This is a genomic window from Gelidibacter maritimus, assembly GCF_014062315.1.
GTDB lineage: Bacteria > Bacteroidota > Bacteroidia > Flavobacteriales > Flavobacteriaceae > Gelidibacter > Gelidibacter maritimus.
The window spans coordinates 129,210-154,529 of record NZ_JACGLT010000003.1 but is presented as its reverse complement, the minus strand read 5'-3'; the positions used below and the strand labels follow the sequence as shown (position 1 = coordinate 154,529).

The 25,320-nt window shown below is 36.5% G+C and carries 23 protein-coding genes; 11 read left to right on the top strand and 12 right to left on the bottom strand.

Annotated features, from left to right (window positions below):
- Positions 1–5: 5 nt before the first annotated feature.
- From recO to gdhA, 3 genes are all read right to left on the bottom strand, one after another.
- Positions 6–725: a DNA repair protein RecO gene (gene recO / locus H3Z82_RS05160; RefSeq protein WP_182203270.1), complete on the bottom strand. Its 720-nt coding sequence runs from the start codon at positions 723–725 to the stop codon at positions 6–8.
- A 20-nt stretch (positions 726–745) separates the two neighbouring features.
- Positions 746–3,148: a type IX secretion system anionic LPS delivery protein PorZ gene (gene porZ, locus H3Z82_RS05155; protein ID WP_235982374.1), complete on the bottom strand. Its 2,403-nt coding sequence runs from the start codon at positions 3,146–3,148 to the stop codon at positions 746–748.
- A gap of 85 nt (positions 3,149–3,233) precedes the next feature.
- Positions 3,234–4,574 (bottom strand): NADP-specific glutamate dehydrogenase, encoded by a 1,341-nt coding sequence (gene gdhA / locus H3Z82_RS05150; RefSeq protein ID WP_182203268.1) that lies wholly within the window; start codon positions 4,572–4,574, stop codon positions 3,234–3,236.
- 305 nt (positions 4,575–4,879) lie between these two features.
- Here gdhA and H3Z82_RS05145 point away from each other — a divergent pair, with 305 nt between their 5' ends.
- Positions 4,880–5,686 carry a THC0290_0291 family protein gene (locus H3Z82_RS05145; RefSeq protein ID WP_182203266.1) on the top strand — a complete coding sequence of 269 codons (807 nt, stop codon included), beginning with the start codon at positions 4,880–4,882 and terminating at the stop codon, positions 5,684–5,686.
- Positions 5,687–5,749: 63 nt separating this feature from the next.
- Here the strand turns inward: H3Z82_RS05145 and H3Z82_RS05140 are convergent, their stop codons facing one another.
- The gene (locus tag H3Z82_RS05140) at positions 5,750–6,889 is read right to left on the bottom strand and encodes a cystathionine gamma-synthase (protein ID WP_182203264.1); all 1,140 of its coding nucleotides are present in this window, start codon (positions 6,887–6,889) and stop codon (positions 5,750–5,752) included.
- A gap of 96 nt (positions 6,890–6,985) precedes the next feature.
- Here H3Z82_RS05140 and H3Z82_RS05135 point away from each other — a divergent pair, with 96 nt between their 5' ends.
- From H3Z82_RS05135 to H3Z82_RS05125, 3 genes are all read left to right on the top strand, one after another.
- Complete coding sequence (locus tag H3Z82_RS05135) at positions 6,986–7,711, top strand: DUF3298 and DUF4163 domain-containing protein (protein WP_182203262.1); 726 nt, start codon at positions 6,986–6,988, stop codon at positions 7,709–7,711.
- A gap of 125 nt (positions 7,712–7,836) precedes the next feature.
- Positions 7,837–8,193, top strand: a complete 357-nt coding sequence (locus tag H3Z82_RS05130) for an arsenate reductase family protein (RefSeq protein WP_182203260.1) — start codon at positions 7,837–7,839, stop codon at positions 8,191–8,193.
- Complete coding sequence (locus H3Z82_RS05125; protein WP_182203258.1) at positions 8,183–9,076, top strand: DMT family transporter; 894 nt, start codon at positions 8,183–8,185, stop codon at positions 9,074–9,076. Before H3Z82_RS05130 ends, H3Z82_RS05125 begins: the two co-directional genes overlap by 11 nt.
- Here the strand turns inward: H3Z82_RS05125 and H3Z82_RS05120 are convergent.
- Entirely contained in the window at positions 9,068–9,544 is a 477-nt protein-coding gene (locus H3Z82_RS05120) for an acyl-CoA thioesterase (protein WP_182203255.1), read from the bottom strand. The two genes, H3Z82_RS05125 and H3Z82_RS05120, sit on opposite strands and share 9 nt — an antisense overlap.
- Before the next feature lie 211 nt (positions 9,545–9,755).
- On the opposite strand from H3Z82_RS05120, the gene H3Z82_RS05115 reads away from it, so the two are divergent.
- From H3Z82_RS05115 to nadD, 3 genes are all read left to right on the top strand, one after another.
- Positions 9,756–10,613, top strand: a complete 858-nt coding sequence (locus tag H3Z82_RS05115; RefSeq protein ID WP_182203253.1) for a YicC/YloC family endoribonuclease — start codon at positions 9,756–9,758, stop codon at positions 10,611–10,613.
- A 100-nt stretch (positions 10,614–10,713) separates the two neighbouring features.
- A complete protein-coding gene (gmk, locus tag H3Z82_RS05110; RefSeq protein WP_317172425.1) occupies positions 10,714–11,322 on the top strand; it encodes a guanylate kinase in 609 nt (202 codons plus the stop codon).
- Positions 11,323–11,332: 10 nt separating this feature from the next.
- Positions 11,333–11,911, top strand: a complete 579-nt coding sequence (gene nadD / locus H3Z82_RS05105) for a nicotinate (nicotinamide) nucleotide adenylyltransferase (RefSeq protein ID WP_182203251.1) — start codon at positions 11,333–11,335, stop codon at positions 11,909–11,911.
- A gap of 198 nt (positions 11,912–12,109) precedes the next feature.
- Here the strand turns inward: nadD and H3Z82_RS05100 are convergent, their stop codons facing one another.
- From H3Z82_RS05100 to H3Z82_RS05090, 3 genes are all read right to left on the bottom strand, one after another.
- A complete protein-coding gene (locus H3Z82_RS05100) occupies positions 12,110–13,909 on the bottom strand; it encodes a hypothetical protein (RefSeq protein ID WP_182203250.1) in 1,800 nt (599 codons plus the stop codon).
- Between the two features lie 537 nt (positions 13,910–14,446).
- Positions 14,447–14,806 (bottom strand): YraN family protein, encoded by a 360-nt coding sequence (locus H3Z82_RS05095; protein ID WP_182203248.1) that lies wholly within the window; start codon positions 14,804–14,806, stop codon positions 14,447–14,449.
- A 108-nt stretch (positions 14,807–14,914) separates the two neighbouring features.
- Positions 14,915–15,934 (bottom strand): S66 peptidase family protein, encoded by a 1,020-nt coding sequence (locus H3Z82_RS05090; RefSeq protein WP_182203246.1) that lies wholly within the window; start codon positions 15,932–15,934, stop codon positions 14,915–14,917.
- Positions 15,935–16,096: 162 nt separating this feature from the next.
- On the opposite strand from H3Z82_RS05090, the gene metG reads away from it, so the two are divergent.
- From metG to H3Z82_RS05070, 4 genes are all read left to right on the top strand, one after another.
- Positions 16,097–18,172, top strand: coding sequence for a methionine--tRNA ligase (gene metG, locus H3Z82_RS05085; RefSeq protein ID WP_182203243.1), 2,076 nt, complete (start codon positions 16,097–16,099; stop codon positions 18,170–18,172).
- A gap of 91 nt (positions 18,173–18,263) precedes the next feature.
- Positions 18,264–18,722, top strand: a complete 459-nt coding sequence (locus tag H3Z82_RS05080) for an META domain-containing protein (RefSeq protein WP_182203241.1) — start codon at positions 18,264–18,266, stop codon at positions 18,720–18,722.
- Between the two features lie 78 nt (positions 18,723–18,800).
- A complete protein-coding gene (locus tag H3Z82_RS05075; protein ID WP_182203239.1) occupies positions 18,801–19,259 on the top strand; it encodes a copper resistance protein NlpE in 459 nt (152 codons plus the stop codon).
- A 209-nt stretch (positions 19,260–19,468) separates the two neighbouring features.
- Positions 19,469–20,089 (top strand): hypothetical protein, encoded by a 621-nt coding sequence (locus H3Z82_RS05070; RefSeq protein WP_182203237.1) that lies wholly within the window; start codon positions 19,469–19,471, stop codon positions 20,087–20,089.
- A gap of 4 nt (positions 20,090–20,093) precedes the next feature.
- Here the strand turns inward: H3Z82_RS05070 and H3Z82_RS05065 are convergent, their stop codons facing one another.
- The 4 genes from H3Z82_RS05065 to H3Z82_RS05050 form a co-directional block, all read right to left on the bottom strand.
- Positions 20,094–22,154: a hypothetical protein gene (locus tag H3Z82_RS05065; protein ID WP_182203235.1), complete on the bottom strand. Its 2,061-nt coding sequence runs from the start codon at positions 22,152–22,154 to the stop codon at positions 20,094–20,096.
- 5 nt (positions 22,155–22,159) lie between these two features.
- Positions 22,160–23,662: an MORN repeat-containing protein gene (locus H3Z82_RS05060; RefSeq protein WP_182203233.1), complete on the bottom strand. Its 1,503-nt coding sequence runs from the start codon at positions 23,660–23,662 to the stop codon at positions 22,160–22,162.
- Positions 23,663–23,833: 171 nt separating this feature from the next.
- The gene (locus H3Z82_RS05055; protein WP_182203231.1) at positions 23,834–24,637 is read right to left on the bottom strand and encodes a hypothetical protein; all 804 of its coding nucleotides are present in this window, start codon (positions 24,635–24,637) and stop codon (positions 23,834–23,836) included.
- Between the two features lie 69 nt (positions 24,638–24,706).
- A complete protein-coding gene (locus H3Z82_RS05050) occupies positions 24,707–25,276 on the bottom strand; it encodes a hypothetical protein (protein WP_182203229.1) in 570 nt (189 codons plus the stop codon).
- Positions 25,277–25,320: the final 44 nt, after the last annotated feature.

Sequence of the window (25,320 nt, the reverse complement as noted above, 5' to 3'; positions counted from 1 at the left end):
TTGTTTTAGTGGAATACTTCATTAAATACTTGAAGTGATTTTGGTTTTCTAAAGTCTGATAGATGCAGTTCAAAGTAAAACAGTAATAAATTCAGAAAAGATTGTCGTTGTTTTGAATGCAGCTTTAAAGCATTCAAACTATCAAATTTTATGCCTAAAAGCTGTTTTAATAGCAATAAATCTTGACCTGAGATGGTATAAGGTTTTTGCGGATAAAGTTCGAAACTTCCTGATCGCAAATTAAAGTAGGGAAAGGTGGATTGTGTGGCATCTGGATAAAACCCCAAATGTTTCGAAAGTTCCAATAAAAATAGTAAATGAAAATTAGCAAATTCGGTTTCGTGATCCAACCATTGCAGCGTGGTTTCCAAAAACTCGTATAACGACGGATTGGCCTCTTCTTCTTTCAACGTAGCCGATAGAACTTCTGATAAAAACATAACAATAGCCCCTTTGAGAATATTGGTATGCATGCTGTGATACGGCACACTTAACTTAACATCTCTAATATATTGCAAAGATTGATTGGCTCGATAGTTCTCTTCAATTTCCAGTTGTGATAAAGGTTGGTAATAGGCAATTTTTGAGTTGCTCTTCTTACTTTTTAAAATTCCTCGCAATAAATAACTGACGATGCCTCTGTTTTTGGTGTAGCATTTAACAATGACGTCGTGGTCTCTATACTTTATCTTAGAAAGAACAATAGCGTTGGTTTTAACTAACATAAGCGGTTTGAATAAGAGGATTATCTGATGATCAACAATTTTATGACCTTGGTTTCAAAAGAATCCAAATCAGAAATCAAAATCAAATAGACGCCAGAGGCCACAATATTGTTGGCTAAATTTTTTCCGTTCCAAATTGCAGTTCCGCCATCAATTGCAAAATTATAATTGGAACGAGTAGCTCTTAAATTAACTCTTGATTGTGCCTCAGCCACCAGATTACCTTCAATATCCGTAATTTTTATATTAACATTTTCTGTGATGCCCCTGATCTTAACGCCCTTATTAATATCATTTAGATTGTTAGCTCCAAGAATATCATATTCTGGTCTCACCGGATTTGGATAAGCATAAGCATTGGACAATTCTTCTTCTGGCTTGGAGCCACCGGAATAAAAAGACACCAAGCCCTTTGTAGTTGCAATATAAACCTTCCCATTTTGCGCATCAATAGAAATATCCTTTATAGCATTGGAAGGCAATGGTGAGTTTTTTGTAGTAAAGTGATATATGGTTTGTTGTCCGTCAGGAGAGAAATAAAAGAGTCCAGCATCTAAAGTTCCAATCCATTTATTATTGGAGCCATCAACTTTGATATCTGTAATAAATTGGTTGAACAACAATTCCTGAGGGATACCATCGTCAAGTACTACAATTTCCTTTACACTTGGATTGGGCGCCTCAAAAAAGCTGCTCGTATTATAAAGCACCCTCAATCCGTTTCGAGTACCAATCCACAGTTGATTGTTATTATCAATGGCAACTGCCATTACTGTATTATCAGGCATATTCTGCTCTTCAGAGTTCAAGAACCTGATTTTGCTACCATTCTCATTGAAACCGATGATACCCTTTTTATATGCGCCTATCCATTTGGTGCCACTTCTATCAATCACTAAATCACCAAAACCAAACTCGTCATTAATAGGATCCTGAATAATTTCGCTGAAGCTATAGCCCCGCCATTGTCCAGTACTTGGATCATAGGATTTCAACGGTCTATCCACGCGACTGGTTAAGGTCCATAACACACCATTTCTATCAAATTGAGATCCTGATTGCCTTATTGAAGGGTTGTTAGCTGTTATTGTTTCTAATCCGCTGTTGTTCTGATTGTACAATACTGTTGGCACATCATCATTTAGTTCCAAAATGCCTTGTTGAAAAGCACTGATAAATACTTGGGATGGGTTGAAAGGATTAACAGCGACATAATTTAAGTTTTGGGCAGTCAATAGACTTTCAAAAGGTGTATTGATCCACTGACCTTCAACCAAATGGCTGAGACCATAACTGCGTATGGGTGATGGATTATACGACGCACTATAATCTCCAAAAGTTACCCATAAATTATCATTACCAGCTTCAATTTTAAAAGCATCATTCATAAGTGGCCCTTCCGGACCTATGACTTCATAAAACGTAGGGTTTGAGAGAGTGGATTTTAACACGCCAATACTACTGGTTCCAATAAGCATTACATTGTCAGCAACTGTAGCCGCGGTAAATTTTGTATTCAAATCTGATTGTAATGCCGCCGTGGCCAAAGCATCAAAACTACTATTATAGACATAAACGTTGTTTTCAGTAGTAATTACTAAATTATCATTGACCGCTTTTGTATCCAACGGTAAATCTGAATAGGTAAAAAGTGCGTTGAATCCACCATTGGAAATTTCATAAACAACACGATTGGATTGGACGGCATAGAGCCGATTTCCAACACTTTCAACCGAAAGAAAACTTCCATTTCCTAAGGTTTGCCACTGCTGATAATCGATGAGGTTTGAATTTGATAATTCTGCCATCTTAATGGCATTATTGTTTCCGCAAGCCGCATAAATAACATTATTCAACAATGTGGTTTGATTCACAGCAACCTGACTTCCACCATTTCCAATGAAATAAGAATCTCCAAACTCCAGGCGTTCCAAATTATAGACCGAAATGCCGAAATCAGTAGAGATATAGGCCAAACTGTCAGAAACATTAAAGTGATTGATGCGTTTAAGGTTTGGCGGAATAGTCTGTTTGTCAACAATATCTACCACCGACAATATATTATTCTCAGAGCCTAAAACAATTTCAATGAGTCCATTTTCATAGCCAATCAATAAGGTTTCATAAGTTTGACTATAAGCAATGGTTGAAATGGTTTCGCCCGATAAGCCTTCGATGGTGGTTAGGGTTTCTAATTCATTGGTTGACAAATCATAGATAAAAATTGCATTTTCAGAAGCGCCATATACTTTATTATCACCAACCACAACGTCTTTAATATTATAAAAGGAAAAATAACCTTGCCATAATGTTGAAAAATCCTGTGCATGTGATGAAAGTGCAAGAAGGAATAAAAAAACGGATGTAATCTGTTTTATCATAGAATACCAATAGATGCCAAAGATATTTATTACTAACGACATTTTTAGGTTATTCATATATTAAGAACACAAATAAGGCCTCAATAAAATTTTATTGAGGCCTTAACATTATTATTCTCTTGATAAATTATACGACCCCTTGTGACAGCATAGCATCTGCCACTTTTACAAATCCAGCAATGTTAGCTCCCTTAACATAATCAACAAAACCATCTTCCTGCTGTCCGTAAGTCACACAAGATTGATGGATATCTTCCATAATTGTCACTAATTTTCCGTCTACTTTCTCTCTATCCCAGGATAGCTTTAAGGCGTTCTGGCTCATTTCCAATCCCGAAGTGGCAACGCCACCGGCATTGGCAGCTTTTCCTGGTCCAAACAAAACCCTAGCTTTTTGGAAGGCTTCAATGGCCTCTGGTGTACATGGCATATTGGCCCCTTCGGCAACAACCATGACTTTATTTTTTATGAGCATATTGGCCTCTTCCTCATTCAGCTCATTCTGTGTTGCCGATGGCAAAGCAATATCCGCTTTAACTGCCCAAGGTCTTCCTTCATGGAATGTTGCCGATTTATAGGCATCTGCGTATTCGCTTATTCTGCCACGTCTCACGTTTTTCAAATCCATGATAAAAGCTAATTTATCAGCATCTATACCGTCACGATCATAAATATACCCCGAAGAATCCGACATTGTAAGTACTTTTGCTCCAAACTCAGTGGCTTTTTCACAAGCATATTGCGCGACATTTCCCGCTCCTGAAATGGAGATGGTTTTTCCTTTCAATGTTTCGTCCTGAAGGGCCAACATACTTCTTACAAAATACACACAGCCATAGCCTGTTGATTCTGGCCTGATCAAGGATCCGCCATAAGACAAGCCCTTACCTGTCAATATTCCTGTAAATTCATTCCGTATTTTTTTGTACTGGCCAAACATATATCCAATTTCCCGAAAGCCAATACCAATATCGCCAGCAGGTATATCTGTACTTTCGCCAATATGACGGTACAACTCATTCATAAATGATTGACAAAAACGCATCACTTCATTGTCGCTTTTACCTTTTGGATCAAAGTCAGAACCTCCTTTTCCACCACCTAGAGGCAGTGTAGTAAGCGAGTTCTTGTAGGTTTGCTCAAATCCTAAAAACTTTAATATACTTAGATTTACGGTTGGGTGAAAACGCAACCCACCCTTATAAGGCCCTAATGCCGAATTGAATTCAACCCTTATGCCTCTATTTACTTGAATCTTACCTTGATCATCCACCCAAGCCACTCTAAAGATAATAGTGCGTTCAGGCTCAACCATGCGCTCCAACAACATCTTGTCTTGATATTTTGGATTTTCTTCTATATAAGGCAATATGGTTTCTGCTACTTCGTGAACGGCTTGTAAGAACTCTGGTTCGTTTGGGTTGTTTTTTTGTACATAATCTAAAAAGGATACTAATTTATCTGTCATTTATTAACTTATTATCAGTTTTTGTCGGTTTTTGTCTCACAAATATAGGCATATTAAAAGTTTTCATGCATTTTTCTCAATAAATTATTATATCAATATTCGAAAATTATGATATTCGTAATTTAAAGAAGATTCATTAAGCGATTAGTATATTTCTGTTGGAAATAAGGGTTAAAAAAATCAATATCTCAACACATAAAATAAATTTAAAGACTTAATCTTCGGGTAGCTAATGTTTTGTTTGCAAGTTAAATCTGTTTTCATATATTTGTTAACAGCTATTCCACCCAATTAAACAAAACTATATGACGCTTAGTTTGAAACAGTTATCCATAGTATCTGTATTTATTATGGGTATCTCATCAGGCTTTGCCCAAAATAGGTTCTCTAATGAATTTGGTATCATAGTTGGTCCTGTAGCCTTCCAATCAGATTTTGGTGAGCGTCGTGATTTTCAGAGTTCTACTGGCAATACAGGTTTTGGCATTGGTATTGTCCACTTCATGAATTTTGAAGATGTTCCTGGATTTAAACCTTTCAAATATTTCAATGATCACTTTAAACTACGTAGTGAACTTTCTTACAATACAGCTAAACTAAAACACTTTGGGAAATGGGCAGACCCCGCCCGACCAGGCGTGAATGCTGATAAGTTAAGGGCGCACACCGGCGAAACCGAAAATTTCGATATTGGAGTCCAATTGGATTACTTCCCCTTCAGTCTTAGAGAGTTTTCTTACGCAACAAACTCCTTTACGCCGTTCGTGAGTTTTGGCGTGCATTTTACAGCCTATAACCCCAAGGTTTACACGACCTATGGTGATAAAAACCCAAGAAATTTAGATAATTTTTATGGGCCTTGGTATCGCTACTCCGATGGCACTATTAGGGATACCGAATTTGTAAATGCCCAAAAAGGAACCACTTTCTCCCTTGTGGGAAGTATCGGTACACGATACAAAGTTTCTTATTACTCAGATTTAATGCTCGATTTAAGGTGGCAGCAATATTTTAGTGATGAGGTTGATGGTTTAAACCATAAATTGTCTTCCAATAAATCCAATGATTATATGTTATGGTTAAATATTGGTTACATCCATTACTTTGATTAACATTTAATGGCGTATTAAAATCCTCAACTACAGAGAACCGTCCATAATTCTAAAGATTTTCAACTAACCTATCGCCTGTTTCAAATCGGCAATTAAATCTTCTTCATCCTCAATTCCAACGCTCAATCTTATTAAGGAGTCTACCACCCCTATCTTTTCGCGCTCCACTTTAGGTATACTCGCATGCGTCATACTTGCGGGGTGCCCCGCCAGAGATTCCACCCCACCTAAAGACTCTGCCAAGGTAAAAATTTTCAAATTTTCAATAATCCTGACGGCTTCTTTGTAATCGTTTCCTCTTGTTGTAAAGGATACCATTCCGCCAAAGTCTTTCATTTGCGCTCTTGCAATATCATAGTTAGGATGGTCTTCAAAACCTGGCCAATATACGTTTTCAATCTTCGGATGCTTCTTTAAATAGATGGCTACAGCCTTTCCATTTTCACAATGACGCTGCATACGAATGTGCAAGGTTTTAATTCCTCGTAACACTAAAAAGCTGTCTTGAGGACCACACACCGCACCACTTGCATTTTGGATAAAATACAATCTATCTGCAAGGGCTTTGTCTTTTACAATAAGTGCTCCCATAACCACATCGCTATGGCCCCCCAAATACTTGGTGGCGGAATGCATGACGATATCAGCACCCAAATCTAACGGTTGCTGCAAGTAAGGTGTTGCGAAAGTATTGTCAACCGCTAATAAAATATTATGTTTTTTTGATACCGCGGCTGTGGCCTTAAGATCAATAATATTCATCATTGGATTGGTGGGTGTCTCCACCCAGATCAGCTTGGTGTTTTTATTGATATAAGATTCGATCTTTGAGGCATTCTCCATCCCAACAAAATGGAATTTAATGCCAAACCCTTCAAATATTTTTGTAAATAACCGATAAGTTCCGCCATAAAGATCATTGGTTGAAATAACCTCATCACCGGGTTTTAAAAGCTTCATTACCGCATCAATAGCCGCCAAGCCAGATCCAAAGGCCAAACCATGTGTACCGTTTTCTATACTTGCAAATGAATTTTCCAATGCTGTACGAGTTGGATTGGCAGATCTTGAATACTCATAGCCCTTATGGCCTCCAGGCGTAGATTGCGCATAGGTTGTTGTTTGATATATCGGCGGCATCACAGCACCATAAGCCTTATCATGCTCCTGATTGCCGTGAATGGTTTTTGTATTGAATTTCATAACATCTGATTTTGTTCACAACAAATTTAACCTTTAAGTGGTTGGTTACAAAAGGATGTAATACCTTTATTGATTGTTTAACCAAACCTCAAAAATTTGAAAAAACTAAGCCTCATCCTGATTGCTGCATTGATATTATCAGCTTGTAATAAAGACGTGAAATTGTCATTCGAAACGAAGCATATCGAAAAAACAACAGCTGCGAAAATTGCTATTGACTATCCAAAAGCCATCGGAACAAAATCTGTTGCCACTAAAATTAACCAACAGATAGAACACGTCATTGCCAATGAGATGAACATGGCCGATACACCAGAGAATGACATCTCCGTTTCTGAAGCCGTTGCGCAATTTGACAGGGAGTTTAGATCGTTTAAAGAGGATTTTCAAGACAGCAGCCAAGAATGGGAAGTCAGAGTGAATGGTGAAGTGATGTATGAATCGGCAGAGATTATTTGTATAAGTCTATTAACCTATACTGATACCGGTGGAGCCCATGGCAATAGCAGGACAACCTATCTGAATTTCAATCCAGAAACAGGCACTCTTTTAGAACAAGAGGATCTCATCAAGAATCTGGACCAGTTTAAAATAATTGCAGAGAAAGCTTTTAGAGAACAAACTAAACCAAAGGATAACGATGAACCCATGGAAGACTTTTTCTTTGGTGAGGATTTTCAGTTACCATCCAATATAGGGTTTTCCACCAACGGATTGGTGCTGCTCTACAATAATTACGAAGTTGCTTCCTATGCTCAAGGCACGACAAAAATAAATTTGCCTTATGATCAAATAAAAGACCATTTAAAAGTAAGTCTCTAATGCTTCAATTTAAAACGGAGCTCATCCATTGTAATTACCCTATTTCAGACTTTTTAAGCAGTTGGTATTGTAGTTAAGATTGCTTTATTTTGACAGATTATTTTTAACCTGTAACACCACTTATTTTGAAAAAAATATATTACTTGAAATCGTGTAGCACCTGTACAAGAATCATCAAAGCCTTAGAATTGCCAACAGATTTTGAATTTCAAGATATCAAGACCGATGCCATTACCCCTGCACAATTGGAAGAACTGTATAATTTATCGGGGCGTTATGAAGCATTATTCAGCAAAAGGGCGCAACGCTATAAAGCTTTGGGGCTAAAAGACCAAAACCTGACAGAGCAAGATTTCAAAAACTATATTCTTGACCATTATACGTTTTTAAGCAGACCGGTTGTGGTTTATAATGATCAAATTTTTATTGGCAATAGTGCCAAAACCATAGAGGCTGCAAAGAAAGCAATTCATGAAAGTTAAAACTTATGCCTTCATTGCTGCTTTTATTGTGCAGTTAATGTATGGTCTAAATTATACCTTTGCCAAAGATGTGATGGCAGGTGGTTTTGTCAAACCATTCGCATTTATAGTGCTAAGAGTGGGCGGTGCTACTTTACTGTTTTGGTTATTCAGTTTTATGGGGCCCAAAGAAAAGATTGATAAAAAGGATTATATCCATTTCTTTATTGCCGCTCTTTTTGGAATAGCCATAAACATGCTCATGTTTTTTAAAGGCTTGGAACATACCACACCTATTCATGCCTCCGTGATTTCAACCACTTCTCCGATTTTAGTGCTGATCCTGTCTGCCATTTTTCTGAATGAAAAACTCACTTCAATGAAGATTTTGGGAGTATTTATCGGATTTGCCGGTGCTATCATCTTGACCGTTTATGGAAAATCTCTTCGTAGTGAAGATAATGTTCTTTTAGGGAATACCCTGATATTTATCAACGCCACCTCTTTTGCAATTTACCTTATTCTGGTAAAAAAATTAACAGCCAAATACCATCCGCTGACCTTTCTGAAATGGTTGTTTCTCTTTTCATTTTTTATGGTCGTGCCATTCGGTTATTCTGAGCTTATGGAAATTGACTTCCCAAGTTTCAGTCCGTATGTGTTTTTTGCAGTTGCCTTCGTCATCATTGGCGCCACTTATATTGCAAATTTGTTAAATCCATTGGCACTGGTGCATTTGCGGGCATCAACGGTGAGTATCTTTATTTATATACAGCCCGTAATTGCAGGAATATTTGCAATCATGATGGGAAGCGATAATTTGACTCTCGTAAAAGTCGTAGCCTCCGCCTTAATATTTTTAGGTATTTATTTGGTGACGAAAAGGCCGAAAGTCTCAACTTAAATTCACGGGTTTCTTTCCAAATTTACGGGTGTCTTCCTTCGTTAAAACCTTAAAGTCTTTTGATTTTGGAAAAGTATCCATCTCTTCCAAAAATTCTGATGGCAGTCCAGTTAGTTGTCGAGACTTTAAATTTATCCATGCGCCCAAAAGTTCGCAATTGGCTAAGTTTTCTCCCTTGTCATTATAGACATTATGTTCTATCCTAAAAAACATACCGTCTTCACTCAACCCAGTAACTTCAAGACTTACTCTTAGGGGCGTGCCTAAAAAGGCTTCCTTAAAATAAAAGATATGCTCATAAAAAACGACAGGACTGATTTGAAATTTGGCGAGATTTGTCAATGAAAATCCATGGTCTTCAAAAAAAGCCACACGCGTATGACTCATAAAATTTACATAGGCCGAATTGGCCAAATGTCTATTGGCATCAACATCACTCCAACGTATTTCAAAATTCTTTAGATACATATTTTATCGAATATAGAGAACAGATTTTAGAACATAGATCTGATTTAAGAAATTAAAAAATCACCATGAATTCAATAATCCTATCTCTTGGTTATTAATTTAAGAATGCAAATTTAGAATTTTTAAATGTCTCGGCCACAATTCCATCCACTTATTAGCTCAATAGAACTGATGATTTTCATTACCTTTGTGCAACTTTTAAAATAAGTCCATGATACAATCCATGACCGGGTACGGAAAATCTGTAATTCAGCTTCCAACAAAAAAAATATCCATAGAAATTAAGTCGCTCAACAGCAAAAACCTCGACCTCAATACGAGAATGCCATCTTTATACAGAGAGAAAGAGCTGGCCATTCGAAAACTGATTGCTTCAAAACTTGAACGTGGAAAAGTTGATTTTACCTTGTATATGGAAATTACTGGTGAAGAAACCTCAACACAAATCAACAAAACGGTTGTAAAACAGTACATCAAGCAATTGAAGGAAGTGGTCGATGGCGATGAAACTGAATTACTAAAAATGGCCATTCGATTGCCAGATGCTGTCACTACCGAGCGCGACGAGATGGATGAAGACGAATGGGAGGAAATTGCTAGAGAAATCAATTCGGCATTGGAGAAAATTCAGCAATACCGGGTGGATGAAGGCAAAAGCTTGGAATCGGAATTTTTTGATCGGGTTCAAAACATATCAGATTTATTGGATGAAGTTATTGCCATGGATCCCGATCGGATTGAAGCAGTAAGAGAACGTCTACACAAAGGTGTTGCAGAATTAAAGGAAAAAGTAGATGAAAGCCGCTTTGAGCAGGAGTTGGTATATTATATCGAAAAGTTTGACATTACGGAAGAAAAAGTACGTCTAAAAAACCATTTGGACTATTTTATCAAAGCGCTCAACAGTGATGACTCCAACGGTAAGAAATTAGGATTTATTAGCCAGGAAATGGGACGAGAAATCAATACCATTGGCTCAAAAAGTAACCATGCACCGATGCAAAAATTGGTGGTTCAGATGAAAGATGAATTGGAAAAGATTAAAGAACAACTACTAAATGTTCTGTGAGTAGTCTTCAGCAAACAATCTGTAGTGGATTGAAAGATGATAAATATATAAAATCGAACTTCCTGTACTCAGAAAGTTATCTATTAAAAACAATAAATTAGTGACAAAACTTAAAGACATCCCCAGTCAAGGCAAACTCATCGTATTCTCAGCGCCTTCGGGCTCCGGCAAAACAACACTTGTGAGGCATTTGCTGAAGCAAGAAGAATTGAATTTGGAGTTTTCAATTTCGGCAACTTCCAGAGAAAAAAGAAACAATGAAACCGATGGTAAAGATTACTACTTTTTAGACGCACAAGCCTTTAAAAACCGGATTAAAAATGACGAATTTTTAGAATGGGAAGAAGTTTATCGTGATAACTTTTACGGCACCTTAAAAACTGAGGTCAAACGTATTTGGGCAAAAGGAAAAAATGTCATTTTTGATATTGATGTTTCAGGAGGCTTACGTATCAAACGTAAATTCCCTGACCAAACCATCGCCATTTTTGTAAAACCGCCAAGTATTGACGAATTGAAAATTCGTTTAAAAAAGCGCCAAACGGAAAGTAACGACAAAATCAATATGCGAATTGCAAAAGCCTCAGCAGAATTAGCGACGGCACCTTTGTTTGATGTCACTGTAATCAACGATGATCTTGAGAAAGCACTTGCTGAATCCTACAAACTCGTATCCGATTTTGTAAATGAACCAAATTCAGTAAAATAACGACAGAAAAATGAAAATTGGACTTTATTTTGGTACGTTTAATCCGATTCATATTGGACATCTCATCATTGCCAACCACATGGCCGAGCATAGTAATCTTGACCAAGTTTGGTTTGTGGTCACGCCCCAAAGTCCGTTTAAAGTAAAAGCATCCTTGCTAGATAATCATGATCGTTTTGAAATGGTATATCGCGCCACAGCCGATTATCCTAAATTGCGGGCCAACGATATTGAATTTGGAATGCCGCAACCCAATTATACAATCAATACACTCACCTATTTACTGGAAAAATTCCCAATGCATGAGTTTGCACTGATCATGGGAGAAGACAATCTGAAAAGTCTCCATAAATGGAAAAATTACGAACTGATCTTGGCCAATCACCATATTTATGTTTATCCAAGAATATCAGAAGGAAAAGTTGAAACTCAATTTGATGAACATCCAAAAATTCATCGTGTGGAGGCTCCTATTATGGAGCTATCCTCTACATTTATTAGGAAATCCATCAAAGCGAACAAAAATGTCAAGCCCATGTTACCGGAGCACGTATGGGAATATGTGGATGAAATGAATTTTTACAGGTAAATTCAGTCCTGCCGATCTACGGTGCTCAAAAATATACTACAACAGGGATCTCTACATTCAGATAATTAAAAAACCACCTACGACCTCATTTTCCCCTTTTCTCCGAAAGCAGAACCCACTTCTCCTTCAAAAGTAGGAGAAGTTAGGTTTATATCTGTATCGCAAATTCATCAAAAAAAACTGATTTTTTTGTCCGATTTACGGAACAGGAATTTCAATTCTATCAATTTCGTTTTTATAAATCATAATATCCGATTGGATCTTATCATAATTTGAATGAAACGCTTCATTAAATAAATTTTGATAATAGGCAACTCCATCATATAAATTACTTTTAAAGGCCGACCATCTTTTAATGTTTTTAGCAGATAACTGATCCGTAAAGGTTGCAATATCATTTTTTAGATACTCCACATACATTTTCAATTCTTTTACAAACATATTTGGTCTGTACGTTTCCGAAAGCACAGAAGCTTCACCGTAAATATGCTGTATCATTTGCGATAGCGAAACTTCCCGATCAAAATACGCTAAATTGGGTCCTGGGCAAATCACCACACCCTGTTGCTGTCCTTTTATTGGAATTTCGTTTTCAAGGTAGGAGGCATTAGCCAAGCCAACACAAAGACAAGCCTTTTCTGTAATTTTATTTCTATCAATATCATAATGTGAAGCGGTCATAGTTTCCTTTTTGGAATCAAGTTCTGACAGTTTCACATCTTGATATTTCTTTGAAGCCGTACAAATACCTTCAGGTCCAAACTCTTTACTTAAGGCCAAAAACTTTTTAGGACAAGAACTACCCGCTTTATTATTATCAATACGGGCTTGCTTATAGAACTCATTGGAGGTCCCCTTCAGTGTATTAAAAGGCACACCCAATGGCGAAATATTACTTAAATACAAATCGGCTTCCTTAGCCTCTGTCATCAATTTTCGCGTTTCATCATCTACAGAGGTCGCCTCCGGAACCAATAAGAAAGGAGTCCCCCAACCCACAGAATCTACTTGATAATTATCAATCAAGAAGTTATGTTCAGCTGCGGTGCCAACACCTCCCTGAACCGTAATCTTTACTTCTAAAGGATGCTCAGGGACAGCAATCTCCTTATCAACCAAAGCCTTCACAAAAACATCATGTGTGTCTTGTAACAATTCCGTTTTTTTTGTTTTAAATTCCTCCAAAATAGGTCCCAGTAAATACCCCTCAGTAGCAAATGCATGCCCACCACAATTCAAACCAGATTCCACTCGGTATTCAGAAACCCATAATCCTTTTTTAGCTAAGTATTTTCCCTGTATCAAAGCAGAACGGAAATCGCTCACCTTTAAAATAATTTTCTTTTTTAGATGTCCTTCAGCATCGGGAAAAAAATCTTTGAAATTCTCAAAATAGCTGTATAATCTTGGGTTCATTCCTGCGGAAAGCACAACAGATGACGACAAATTACTATTTGCAAAACCGCGCAATGATGCATGGGCGTCATTAAATTCGATTGGCAATTGCTCTGAGCCTTTAAAGTTGTCTTTATCAATTTTAGTCATGATGTTTACATCAATCTCTCCAGGAGACAAATGGACATCTATATACTTTTTAATTGTTTCCTTAATGAAAACCCCTTCTTCCAACATCTTTGAAAGGCCTTGTTTAATGCTTGACTTATTAGGAAGCATTGCTACAAAGTTTTCCAGCGCCGATTTGCTTTCTGATAATTCCTCCTTGAATTTTACAAACTTATCTTTCACGATAGTGTCCACTAAATTCAAATAGGCAGTGATACGCTTAGCACGATAATCTTCAGCTTTTTTCGATATTTCTTGATAAGGCAAGCTAAATTTTTGACTATAAAAAGCGTTCATCTTTTCGATTAATTCATCATCAATAATAGAAATGACGGATGAAATTCCGAAATGGGCAACACGAATTGGGCTATCAATAGTGTAAGCTAAACCCATAACAGGAATATGAAAACTATGGATTTGTTTAGATATGATCATAATGTATTCTTTTTTTAATAAATAAGCCCCAAATGTTATCAAATATTATATCCCAAAAGATGACAATTGTCATGCGTTATTCCGTATTAATTGCCTTAGTTTCATAAAGATGAACCTAGGTTCAGAATATGCTGTATAATTTGAGACCCCTAAAAGGATCTGTGTAGAAAATCAATTTTTTAATGTTAATTGATGATATAATCAAAACCGCTTTACACTGAAAATATGTTACTTTGAATTTTCGGTCTATAATTTTTATTAACAGATAATTACTATTAAGAATCAAGAACCTTGTGAACTTAACCCGAGTTCTGAATAAACCATAGTTTTTTCGATTAAGGCAAGCTTTGGAGTATTTAAGCCTTCTACAGAGAATTAAGAAAAAGACTCACAATTAAGTCCAGTGGATAAAACAGCAGTAGAAATTGAAGTAACTGCAATCAAATTGTAGATTTCATTCTCTTAAATTACAAGTAAAAAAATAACTCGAAAATAGATGTATAGATTGGTTTCATAAGCACCATGCTTCGTAGAGGTTTAAAAATGATAAAATGCATTTTCGTAATGCGTCAACTCTTCTTTCGTTTTATTTTTCAAGATGGCGATAATATCAAATCGCGATTCCAATTCAATATCATTTTCAACAATAAACGCATCCATTGCTTTTACCAATAATTTTATTTTGCTGGGTGTTACAAAATCTTGAGGATCACCAAAAAAGTCGGAGTTCCGGGTTTTGACCTCTACACAGACCATTATATTATTGTGCTTTGCTATGATATCAATTTCAGCTTTTTGATAATAGTAATTTTTGCGCACAATTTCATACCCTTTTGAGAGAAGGTATTCGGCGGCAAGTTTCTCGCCAATTTTACCGAGTTCGTTGTGGTGTGCCATAATTCACGCGATAGCAGCCCGAAGCTTCAGGGCCATCCTGATATAAATTAATATAAAATCACGAGTTTTCAGTTTGCAACCAGCAGTAGTATTCTGCTTAAAACAGATCTACTTGTCAAATTTCAATGTTGACACCTCTTTCCCAACCGAAAGTTCAACATTTCGACCAAAGATCATGGCTCTGTTATCATCTTCATGACCCGCTGGCATTTTGAACGCAATTGGAAAATCATAGTCTGCCAGTACATCCAAAATTAATTGCTCAACGGAGCTTCCCCAAGGCGTGGTATTTTTTCTCATTTTGGAAAAATCGCCCACAATCACTCCTTTGCAATTGTCAAAATAACCTGCACGCTTTAAACTTTGTAGCATTCTATCAATATGGTAAGCATACTCCCCAATTTCTTCAATAAAAAGAATCTTCCCTGAGGTATCCATACTAGTTTTAGAGCCCAACATGGTATGCAATAAAGTTAAATTACCACCTATCAATTCGCCCGATACCGTTCCTACTTTGTTATAGCTTGAACCTTCTAATGTATAAGCCAAAGGTTTCCCAAAAATAGCATCTTTAAAGGTAGCGACCGTTTCCTTGATATCGTTCAGATCTTCTGTAACGCCTGCCGCCATCATGGCATGCATAGATTCGAATCCCTGATTGTGCAATTGATTATGCAGTGCTGTGATGTCTGAATAACCAATCACCCATTTAGGTTTCTTTCTGAATTTGGTGTAATCTAATTTATCTATAATCCTTACCGTTCCGTAACCACCGCGTCCCGCCCAAATAGCACTAATGGTAGGGTCGTCCATAGCTTTTTGGAAATCGGCACAACGTTGCTCGTCAGTGCCTGCAAAATGATTGGCTGTAGAAAACAAATGATCGCCCAAAACAGTATGCAAGCCCCAACTGGTCATTAACTCTTGAGCGCGTTGAATATCTGCTTGTCTGTTTTTTAAAATTCCTGCAGGAGCAACAATGGCAACCGTGTCTCCAGCTTTTAAATATGGAGGACGCACAAGCGTTTGCTCTTTCATGAATGCTGGTTTTTCTTGTGCCGAGAAGTCTTGAATTCCTAAAATCAAAACAAGGCAACTTAATACGAGGGTAAATGAGATTTTCGACATAATGTAAAAATACATTTTTTTTCCAAATCGAGGTCAAAATGTGTACTTTTGTGGCTTCTAAAAATAAGCGTCATGGCGAGTAAAACGAAGCAATCTGTAAATTCAAAACTAAACTTTGTTATTTCGTCTCGTTACTTGCAACAACCATTAAATTATTAGTTGATGAATCAACCTAAAAGATATACCATTACCGCAGCATTGCCTTATACCAACGGAGCCATCCATATTGGTCATTTAGCCGGAGTTTATGTGCCAGCTGATATTTACACCCGCTATTTAAGACTCATCGGAAAAGATGTTATTTTTATCTGCGGAAGTGATGAACACGGTGTACCCATTACCATCAAAGCCAAAAAGGAAGGCGTGACACCTCAGGATATTGTTGATAAATACCATGGCATTATCAAAACATCATTTGAGGATTTCGGAATCAGTTTTGACAACTATTCACGTACCACGGCTAAAGTCCATCATGAAACGGCTCAAGAATTCTTTAAAACCTTATATGATAAAGGTGAGTTTATTGAAGAAATCACCGAACAACTTTACGATGAAGAAGCTGACCAGTTTTTAGCTGACCGTTTTGTAACGGGCACTTGTCCAAAATGCGGTAATGAGGAAGCTTATGGCGACCAATGCGAAAAATGTGGAAGCAGTTTAAATGCTACTGATTTGATCAATCCGAAATCGGCTATAAGTGGTAATGTACCAACGCTTAAAGAAACCAAACATTGGTTTTTACCTTTAGACAAGCACGAGGAATTTTTGAGAGAATGGATTTTAAAAGGCCATAAAAAAGATTGGAAATCTAATGTTTACGGACAAGTGAAATCATGGATTGACGATGGCTTACGTCCAAGAGCGGTGACCAGAGATTTAGACTGGGGCATTCCAGTGCCGCTTAAAGGCGCTGATGGTAAAGTTTTATATGTGTGGTTTGATGCGCCAATTGGTTACATCTCTTCTACCAAAGAATGGGCCGAACGCGTTGGAAAAGATTGGGAACCGTATTGGAGAGATAAAGACACCAAATTGGTGCATTTTATAGGAAAGGATAATATTGTATTTCACTGTATCATTTTCCCTGCCATGCTGAAAGCAGAAGGCTCTTATGTTTTACCGGATAACGTTCCTGCCAACGAATTTCTGAATTTGGAAGGCAACAAACTATCCACATCAAAAAACTGGGCGGTTTGGTTGCCAGAGTATTTAGAAGACTTTCCTAATCAACAGGATGTCTTGCGCTATGCATTGACTGCAAATGCGCCAGAAACCAAGGACAACGATTTTACATGGAAAGATTTTCAGGCAAGAAACAATAATGAATTGGTGGCTATTTTTGGCAATTTCATCAATCGTGTCGTGGTCTTGACCGATAAATATTATGATGGCGTTGCTCCTGAACCATCAGAATTTAGTGCGGTTGATCAAGAAACATTGGCGGCAGTAAAGGCCTACCCTGATGTGATTGCAAGTTCCATTGAACGCTACCGGTTTAGGGAAGCAAGTCAGGAACTCATTAATTTGGCCAGATTGGGCAATAAATATTTGGCAGATGAAGAACCTTGGAAATTGGTTAAAACCGACGAAGCACGCACCAAAACCATCATGTTTGTAGCGCTTCAAATAGCATCAGCATTGGCAACATTGAGCGAGCCTTTTTTACCTTTTACTGCTGATAAACTGAAACACATATTGAACATCCACTCAGGTGAAGCCAAAAATTCATGGACGGATATTTCATCTAAGACTGTAATACTTCCTACAGGACATAAAATCGGCAAGGCAGAACTTTTATTTTCAAAAATTGAAGATGAGGCCATTCAGGCCCAGTTAGATAAACTTATGGCCAGCAAATTAGCGAATGAAGCCGCTAACAAAAAAGTAGAGCCACAAAAAGAAACCATCAGTTTTGAAGATTTCTCAAAATTAGACTTGCGGGTAGGGACCATTATAGAAGCCAAAAAAATGCCAAAAACCAATAAGTTATTGGTTTTGAAAGTTGATACTGGAATTGATGTGCGAACGATAGTTTCTGGAATTGCCGAATCCTTTACTGCTGAAGAAATTATTGGAAAACGTGTGACGGTATTGGTCAATTTAGCACCAAGAACATTAAGAGGTGTTGAAAGTCAAGGCATGATATTGATGACTGAATCTGAAGACGGAAAATTGGTATTTGTAAATCCTGACACAGCCACTAAGTCCAAAGTTCCTAACGGCTTACAGATTAGCTAATTTACGATTTATAGCAAAACAGCTATTTTATTTCGGATATGACTTAAAATAGTTCCTTAACTTTGATAAACACATTTTAAATTCGTCCATCATGAAATATATATTTAGTTTATCAGTATTGGTTTGCTTTCTTTTATTTAACTGCAAATCGCAAATGCCCCCAAAAGAGCCTTCAAGCACTTCGGAGACTGCCTTTGTTGGCACAAAATGGGTATTGACCAAACTCAATGGAGACGTCTTGAATCTGAGCAAAACAGAGTTGGAACAGCCTTATATAAAGCTATCGTCCAAAGACAATGGTATCGGTGGGAATGGGGGCTGTAATTCTTTTGGCGGTACTTATATCCTTAAAGATAACCAACAAATAGAATTCTCCCAAATGATGGCCACCATGAGATATTGTGAAGGAAGCAGTATTGAGAACGTTTTTATGAGCAATTTAAAAAAAGCGGTCAGTTATACTATTACCGACGGCGAATTGACATTTGTAGATGAGAACGGCTATATTTTAGCGTCATTCGAGCCTTCTACAGATAAAAATGCTAATTAACCAGACTGTTAAAGTTCCTTTAAATCAATTCCCTTTTTAATAAATTTCAATAGATTAACTATAATTAAAACACTAAAAATGAAAACCAATATTATAAACACCTTATGTATAACGCTTATTTTATTCGTTACAAGTTGTAATTCTGGAAAGAAAAAAGAGACACAAGCAATCGAGGAGCCTCAAATAGAGGAAGTGGAGATGAAAGCTACGGGAGACAACAGCATGACCTCCTTAGATTGGGATGGCGTATATGAAGGCGAATTGCCATGCGCCGATTGTGAGGGCATCAAAACCGTTGTTACCATTAACAGTGATAACACCTATATTATCCAGGAAACCTATTTAGGAAAAGAAACGACGCCAATTGAAACCAAAGGCACCTTTGAATGGGATGATCAAGGCCAAAGAATCCTATTATCCAATGACAGAAATCCGTTTTTTGTTGGTGAAAACACACTGACATTATTGGACAGTGAAGGCAATAAAAACACTGGAGACTTACAAGATCTCTACGTTTTGAAAAAAGTAAGGGATTAATCTTTTGGAAAACAACACAGCACTATGATTAGTTTTTTAGTGAAAAATAGTCGTTCTGAAAGTCGTGCATGAGTACCTAACGACGTTCCTTGAACTATTGAATAGGACATCGTGATGTTTATACAAAAAGACAAAAATTCAATAAAATTTAGGCCATCGAACTGAATTTGGGTTATTTTAGACACTTAAAACCCAGAGCTAATTTATTGATGCACAAACCACACGCACGCTTATCACAATATTTGTCCTTAGCAGCAATGATCCTTATCACCATTGTTGCCATTTACAATAAGAACATTTCTGTATTCTATATTATCTACTTGTTTTGGTGGGATGAATTTTTAAAGACCGTGTTTTATAGATTACGGTATCACTTTAAAAAAGACCTATTCCAAAACCCAGCTCAAGTTCTTAATGGAATAAAGCCGAGATTGTTTTTCCTTTTTATTTATATCGTTTTTATCATTGTAATTTTTGGATTGGTAATCAATTGGAAAGATCATGACTTAATCATCATGAATTTAGAAGTGCTCTTCTTTAAAAACACATTCTTTAATATTACTTTGCTTACCTTTTTATTAAGAGAAATTGCTATTTATCGCATTGGTTCTGAACAAATTAATCTCAATACATCATTATCAAAAGGAGTAATCACCTTGCACGTATCAATAGTTCTCGGAATATTGCTTTGGTTTTTAGTTTCTAAAAAATTCATTTTATTTACAGACCATGCCGTCATTTTTTCTATAATCCCATTCCTATTATTGAAAATATTTTTTGAAGTGATGGAAATAAAGGACAACTCGCCAAAAGCCTCATCGCAATATTGAACCCCTAAAATGAAGTTTTGAGTATGCCCTTATCCCAGTAGCCCTTACTCTCAATGTTTCCCGATTTATTATAGTAAACGCCCATGCCCTGTCTTGTAGCATTTGATAAATTGCCATAATACGTCGTCATTAGAGACTTATAATAGAGTATGCCCTGACCACTAAATTCACTGTTTCTAATATTTCCAATGAAAACATCTCCAGAAACCCAAGTATAGGCTCCAATATGATTAAACTGTCCATTGGTGAAAAACCCCACATATTTATCATTATTTGAAAATTGGTAATACCCGAATCCGTTCTGGCAATCGCCAATACAATTTCCCACCGCTCGTTGATTGATATAATCTTGGCTCAACAGATTACGTGTCAGTTTTCCGTTTTCATAGTACCCTGCTTGGAGCACTTGAGTTCCCTTTTTTAAATAGCCGTAGCCGTGAAGCTGGCCTTCTTTCCACTGTCCAATATAATAGCTTTGGTCACTATTCCACGTGTACATTCCGAAACCATGCCGTTCTCCACTAACGAATTCTCCTTGATAATATCCTGTTCCATCGCTATAGACTTCTTTGCCATAACCATTGGCTTTCCCGCCTGAGAAAAACCCTGTAAGTGTGGCGTGTTGGGTTTTAATCTCTCCAAAACCTTCAGTGCAGTTTCCAGTAATACAGGCAGAAGTAGATGATGTGGAAGTCGCCGTATTTGAGTAATCCGTACCAGCTCGTTTGTCAGTTGACGCATTATATTTTCTCCCAGGATGTACTACTCCCACACTGCTGGTTTTAAGTTGAGGCAAATAATATTCTGGCGTTTGGCCGTTGTATAAAACGCCATCATTCCCATCATAACCGAAGGTATATGTTGATTCGACAGGCTTTCCTCTATCGAATGCAATAAAGCCATTTTCCTTGTTTTTCCTAATGTAGATGATATTGGTTCCTTCAACATTTTTGAGTCCGTAGATGTTAAAATTTTCATCAGGATCATATGGTGCAAAAAAAGTTTTATCTGCAAATTTATCATAAACGATATAATTATTCTGATACGTTCTCACCACAAGACTTCCTGACCTCAAATAAAGGTTATTTTGATACTCTGCACCCCTATGAACTAATTTGTAAGATGAAGATTCGATGAACTCAAGATAAGTTGGTGTTGATATAATTACTTCCGTAAAGGCTTGTACTTGACCAGATCGGGAGTCATCTACCGCATTTTTAATGATGTAATATTTCTCATCAAATGGATTATAGATGATTACTTCATTAGCCTTCGACGAGCGTCTGTATATAGCATCCGTTTGTTTACCATTTAAAAAGAATTCACAGTCCATTAGTTTATCTATTGTATAGTTGTTTTGTTTGGTATATATCATTGTAAACACATTGCCGTTGCTTTTGAGGTCATCATAAAAAATCACTGGACTGTAATCCTTTGTCCAATTGCCATAGGCATCCATCTTATTATAAGTACTCATCAAAACATCGTCATAGGATACTTGTATGCCTTTGGTATATTTAAGAGTTTTTAGTGTTGCGAGACCGTCCCTTACGTCATTTTCTTGAATAATGAGATCATCTCCCCTTTTTTCATAGGCATAGGTGGTATAGTTGTTATCATTCCTATAGCTTTTAATGACTCTATCTTGGCTGTCATAGGTATATTCATAATCATTCGTTTTTGATGCCTTATCAAATTTTTCCGCAACCAACAAGCCTTTGTCGTTATAAAAATATTGCGTTGTTTTTATGCCCAAAGAAGCATAAGTATAAGACTCGATATAACCATTGGATCCATACTTAAATTCATTCCCTTCAGATGTATGGGTAAGACGTCCATTTGCATCATAATAAAAGGAATTTCCGCCAAAAACATTGTCAAAAATCAACAAGCCTGCCTTTGAGAAGACTTTATTTTTAAAGGAATAAACAGGACCTTTTAAATCAAAATGTTCTTTTTTATAATTATAAGCAACCGGATTTTTTGGTGCGTTTATCAAATCTATTTTTTGAGCAAAACCAGTTGTGATAAATAAAACCAGTGTGATAAAAGAAAGTTTTTTCATCAGATTTACATTTTAGTTTTTAACTCATCATTGTTCCATATGCCTGCTTGTTCCATTCCATTTGCGAATTGATAAACGCCCTGTCCGTGTCGAAGTCCATTTTCCCAAAATCCCATATATTTATCGCCATTTGGAAATAATAGCACCCCCGAACCCTGAAATTTCTTACCATTTGCAAAAGCACCTATATAACTATGGCCACTTGAAAGTTTCAGAATTCCCTCTGTAGATTGTCCGTTTTTAAAGAAACCCTCAAATAAATCTCCGTTTTCAAAGAGAATGCTACCAAATCCATTTTCGCAATCGCCCGTGATGCATCGGACAGAACCATCGTTTTTATTGTTATCGTATTTTGTTCGGATACTGCCATTTTCAACTTCAGCAATGGTTGTTTTTCCTTCCTTGACATAGTAATACTTACCTGATATCTTTCCCTCTATAAAGTTGACATATTCAAGCATTCGATTTTTAGAAAACCTGATGGTTTTAACAGGCTGACCAGAATTTGCAATAAGTAGAGTGGTTGTTTCTGGATCGTCGTTTTTAACAGAGAAACTAAAACCATTAATTGCTGAATTAGAGAAAAATGCTTTTATATATCCATCTCCTGACAGGTAAGTGCCATACCCATCCAAACAATTCCCGGCCACACATCCTATCTCTATAAAGTTATCGGCATTATTGTGAGCAGGATTATAATAGATGTTTATAAATCGTTTCCCTCCAAAATTATTTCCCAATTTTCTAAATGACGATTCCAAAAGATTGTTCTGTGAATCAAATTTCAAGGTATAGGTGCCCCAAGATTCTTTTACCAAATACCCATTGTTATAGGTCTTTACTTCAGTAACCTCATCAGTGCGCGAATCCCTAAAATTGGAATTGCTTACTGTAACTTCGAGAATGGTATCTGAGGTATTGTTATAATGATAAACACTTGATTTTGTCAGCTTTCCATTTTTAAAGGACTCTTCTTGTATTAACCTATTCAATTTATCGTAATCATAAGTATCCATTGAAATTGCCTTTTCATCTTTAAATTGCGTATGCTTTGAAAGAAATCCATTGCTGTGATATTCAAATTCATCATAGTATTTGGGTTGTGGATTCTTTTTATTGTCAAAATAAGACGCGATTAGCTGCTTTTTCTTATTGTATTTATAAGTTACAATTAAGGTAATTTGGTTTTCTCTTGTATCTGTTTTAGAGGCAACGGTCCCATCATTATTATATAAGTAGGTGGTGTAAGTACTTTTTAAAGGTTCATTTTTATTAACATAAACGGACTGCTCTATAAATCCATTTTGATTAAAATGATATTTAAATCTTGTAAACAATATACTATTGAATCCAAAAACTTCACTTGTTTTGACATCGTCCTTCAACTGAAAGTGATTAAGAGTGTATGCTAATGGTATCGGGTTATTTGGTGCATTGATCCAATCTATTTTTTGTGGAAATACATTTGCACAAATAAAAAATGAAAAAAGAATAGTTAATTGTCTCATGGGTTTTAGGGTTTTATTTTCTGATGGTTTTAAACAAAATATTTCAAAATAATGGTATTGCTTCGGTCTCTATAAAATTGCTCATCCTTTCCCTATCATTAGCATAAATGGCTTTGGAAAATTGAAAGAAACTTAATGGGAGATTACAAACCACAGGGTTTTTATAGGATATTATTTCAATTTATATTCGGAAATTGTTCCGTCAGCGTACACCACTCTTCGAAATACAATTTCTTTTTTCCTGTTTATATCACGAGCAATCCAATTGCCCTTTTGGTCCATGGCGTAACTACCAGAAAGACCATAATCATTGTATTTAAATGCATTACTTATTGGTTTTCTGTTTCCAGAAGTACTAACAGATCTTTCCGTGACCTCAACAACAGTACTGTATATGAAATTATAAGTGTATGTTTCAACGGAAAACCCATAATCAGCTTCAATAAGACGATTCTTATCGTCATATTTAAAACTGTAGCTTGGCTTTATATCGTTTAGATCAGATGGCTCTAAATTATTTTTAGAATGTTCCCAAATCTTCGCAACATTGCCCTGATTATCATATTCGTAATATAAGACCCGATTGCCTGAGCTACCTATGAGACTCGGATGTGAATACACCTTCCCGTCTGGGCTATAAACCACTGGTTTTTTAAAACTCCCATAGTTATCTTTCTTCTCCACATGGGTAATACGATCATTCTCATAATGATATTGAATCAGCTCATTGCTGAATTTGCTAATATATTTTAACAAACGCCCTTGACCATCAAAATAATAAGAAAAATAGCGACCACCATCCATAAAATTCAGGTGTAGTTCTTTGACATCCTTCGTGCGCTCTGCATTCCCAATACCGTAATAGAGGTAATTAGTGAGTACAGGATAAGAGAATGACTCTAAATCTATTTTTCCTTGGGAGAACCCTGTCGTCGTCAGTGATAAAAGCATCACCATCTGTAGTAATTTTTTCATAATTTCATGTTATTGACAACAAACATAGGTTTCAAACACATTCAACACCATACGACAAATGCCGTATATTTACTTATCAAAAACCAAAACACGATCTTGAAGTTCAAGCTCCTGAAGCGTCTCATCAAATAGATAATCTTCAAAAGTCACCGTGAGTTGCGTCGTTGTATTCTTTAAACTTTTAACAATTAGCCTATCCTGCCCTTCGGTCCTAAAATCTCCAATTTCCTTTTCTAAAATCTTATAATAGGAAGCTGTTATTCTATAGGTACAACACCTGCTAAAAAACCCTGTGTATTTGGTATAAATGGTGATATTCTCTTTTTGATAAGCTACCTCATCTGCTATTATGGGATATTGGATTGTAGACATCAGGATCCCTCCCAAAATACCACGAAACATAAAACCAAACGAAAAAATGGCCACTCCCAAAGGGTAAAGCGCAAAATAAAACTGCCGCCATTTTAAGGTCTTGAAAAATCGAATCGCAATCAACAAACCTGAAATAACCACAATCATTTTTATCCAGAATAATAAGGATTGCTGAAATCCAATATCAAAAACCCATTGCATCAATATATGATGTAGGACGAGCAGGAGTGCTAAAAAGTGGCTAAAAAAAAGAAGTTTCCTAAGCATACTCACAAATTTAAAAACTGTAATCCTGTTTTCCTATACGGCAT

Bases quoted from the DNA above. Each gene is read 5' to 3' on its own strand.
- recO (WP_182203270.1), bottom strand. From the start codon at position 725: ATGTTAGTTAAAACCAACGCTATTGTTCTTTCTAAGATAAAGTATAGA.
- H3Z82_RS05115 (WP_182203253.1), top strand. From the start codon at position 9,756: ATGATACAATCCATGACCGGGTACGGAAAATCTGTAATTCAGCTTCCA.
- H3Z82_RS05095 (WP_182203248.1), bottom strand. From the start codon at position 14,806: ATGGCACACCACAACGAACTCGGTAAAATTGGCGAGAAACTTGCCGCC.
- nadD (WP_182203251.1), top strand. From the start codon at position 11,333: ATGAAAATTGGACTTTATTTTGGTACGTTTAATCCGATTCATATTGGA.
- H3Z82_RS05060 (WP_182203233.1), bottom strand. From the start codon at position 23,662: ATGAGACAATTAACTATTCTTTTTTCATTTTTTATTTGTGCAAATGTA.
- porZ (WP_235982374.1), bottom strand. From the start codon at position 3,148: ATGTCGTTAGTAATAAATATCTTTGGCATCTATTGGTATTCTATGATA.
- H3Z82_RS05050 (WP_182203229.1), bottom strand. From the start codon at position 25,276: ATGCTTAGGAAACTTCTTTTTTTTAGCCACTTTTTAGCACTCCTGCTC.
- H3Z82_RS05055 (WP_182203231.1), bottom strand. From the start codon at position 24,637: ATGAAAAAATTACTACAGATGGTGATGCTTTTATCACTGACGACGACA.
- H3Z82_RS05070 (WP_182203237.1), top strand. From the start codon at position 19,469: ATGCACAAACCACACGCACGCTTATCACAATATTTGTCCTTAGCAGCA.
- H3Z82_RS05140 (WP_182203264.1), bottom strand. From the start codon at position 6,889: ATGAAATTCAATACAAAAACCATTCACGGCAATCAGGAGCATGATAAG.
- H3Z82_RS05120 (WP_182203255.1), bottom strand. From the start codon at position 9,544: ATGTATCTAAAGAATTTTGAAATACGTTGGAGTGATGTTGATGCCAAT.
- H3Z82_RS05090 (WP_182203246.1), bottom strand. From the start codon at position 15,934: ATGTCGAAAATCTCATTTACCCTCGTATTAAGTTGCCTTGTTTTGATT.
- H3Z82_RS05065 (WP_182203235.1), bottom strand. From the start codon at position 22,154: ATGAAAAAACTTTCTTTTATCACACTGGTTTTATTTATCACAACTGGT.
- H3Z82_RS05145 (WP_182203266.1), top strand. From the start codon at position 4,880: ATGACGCTTAGTTTGAAACAGTTATCCATAGTATCTGTATTTATTATG.
- gdhA (WP_182203268.1), bottom strand. From the start codon at position 4,574: ATGACAGATAAATTAGTATCCTTTTTAGATTATGTACAAAAAAACAAC.
- H3Z82_RS05125 (WP_182203258.1), top strand. From the start codon at position 8,183: ATGAAAGTTAAAACTTATGCCTTCATTGCTGCTTTTATTGTGCAGTTA.
- metG (WP_182203243.1), top strand. From the start codon at position 16,097: ATGAATCAACCTAAAAGATATACCATTACCGCAGCATTGCCTTATACC.
- H3Z82_RS05100 (WP_182203250.1), bottom strand. From the start codon at position 13,909: ATGATCATATCTAAACAAATCCATAGTTTTCATATTCCTGTTATGGGT.
- H3Z82_RS05080 (WP_182203241.1), top strand. From the start codon at position 18,264: ATGAAATATATATTTAGTTTATCAGTATTGGTTTGCTTTCTTTTATTT.
- H3Z82_RS05075 (WP_182203239.1), top strand. From the start codon at position 18,801: ATGAAAACCAATATTATAAACACCTTATGTATAACGCTTATTTTATTC.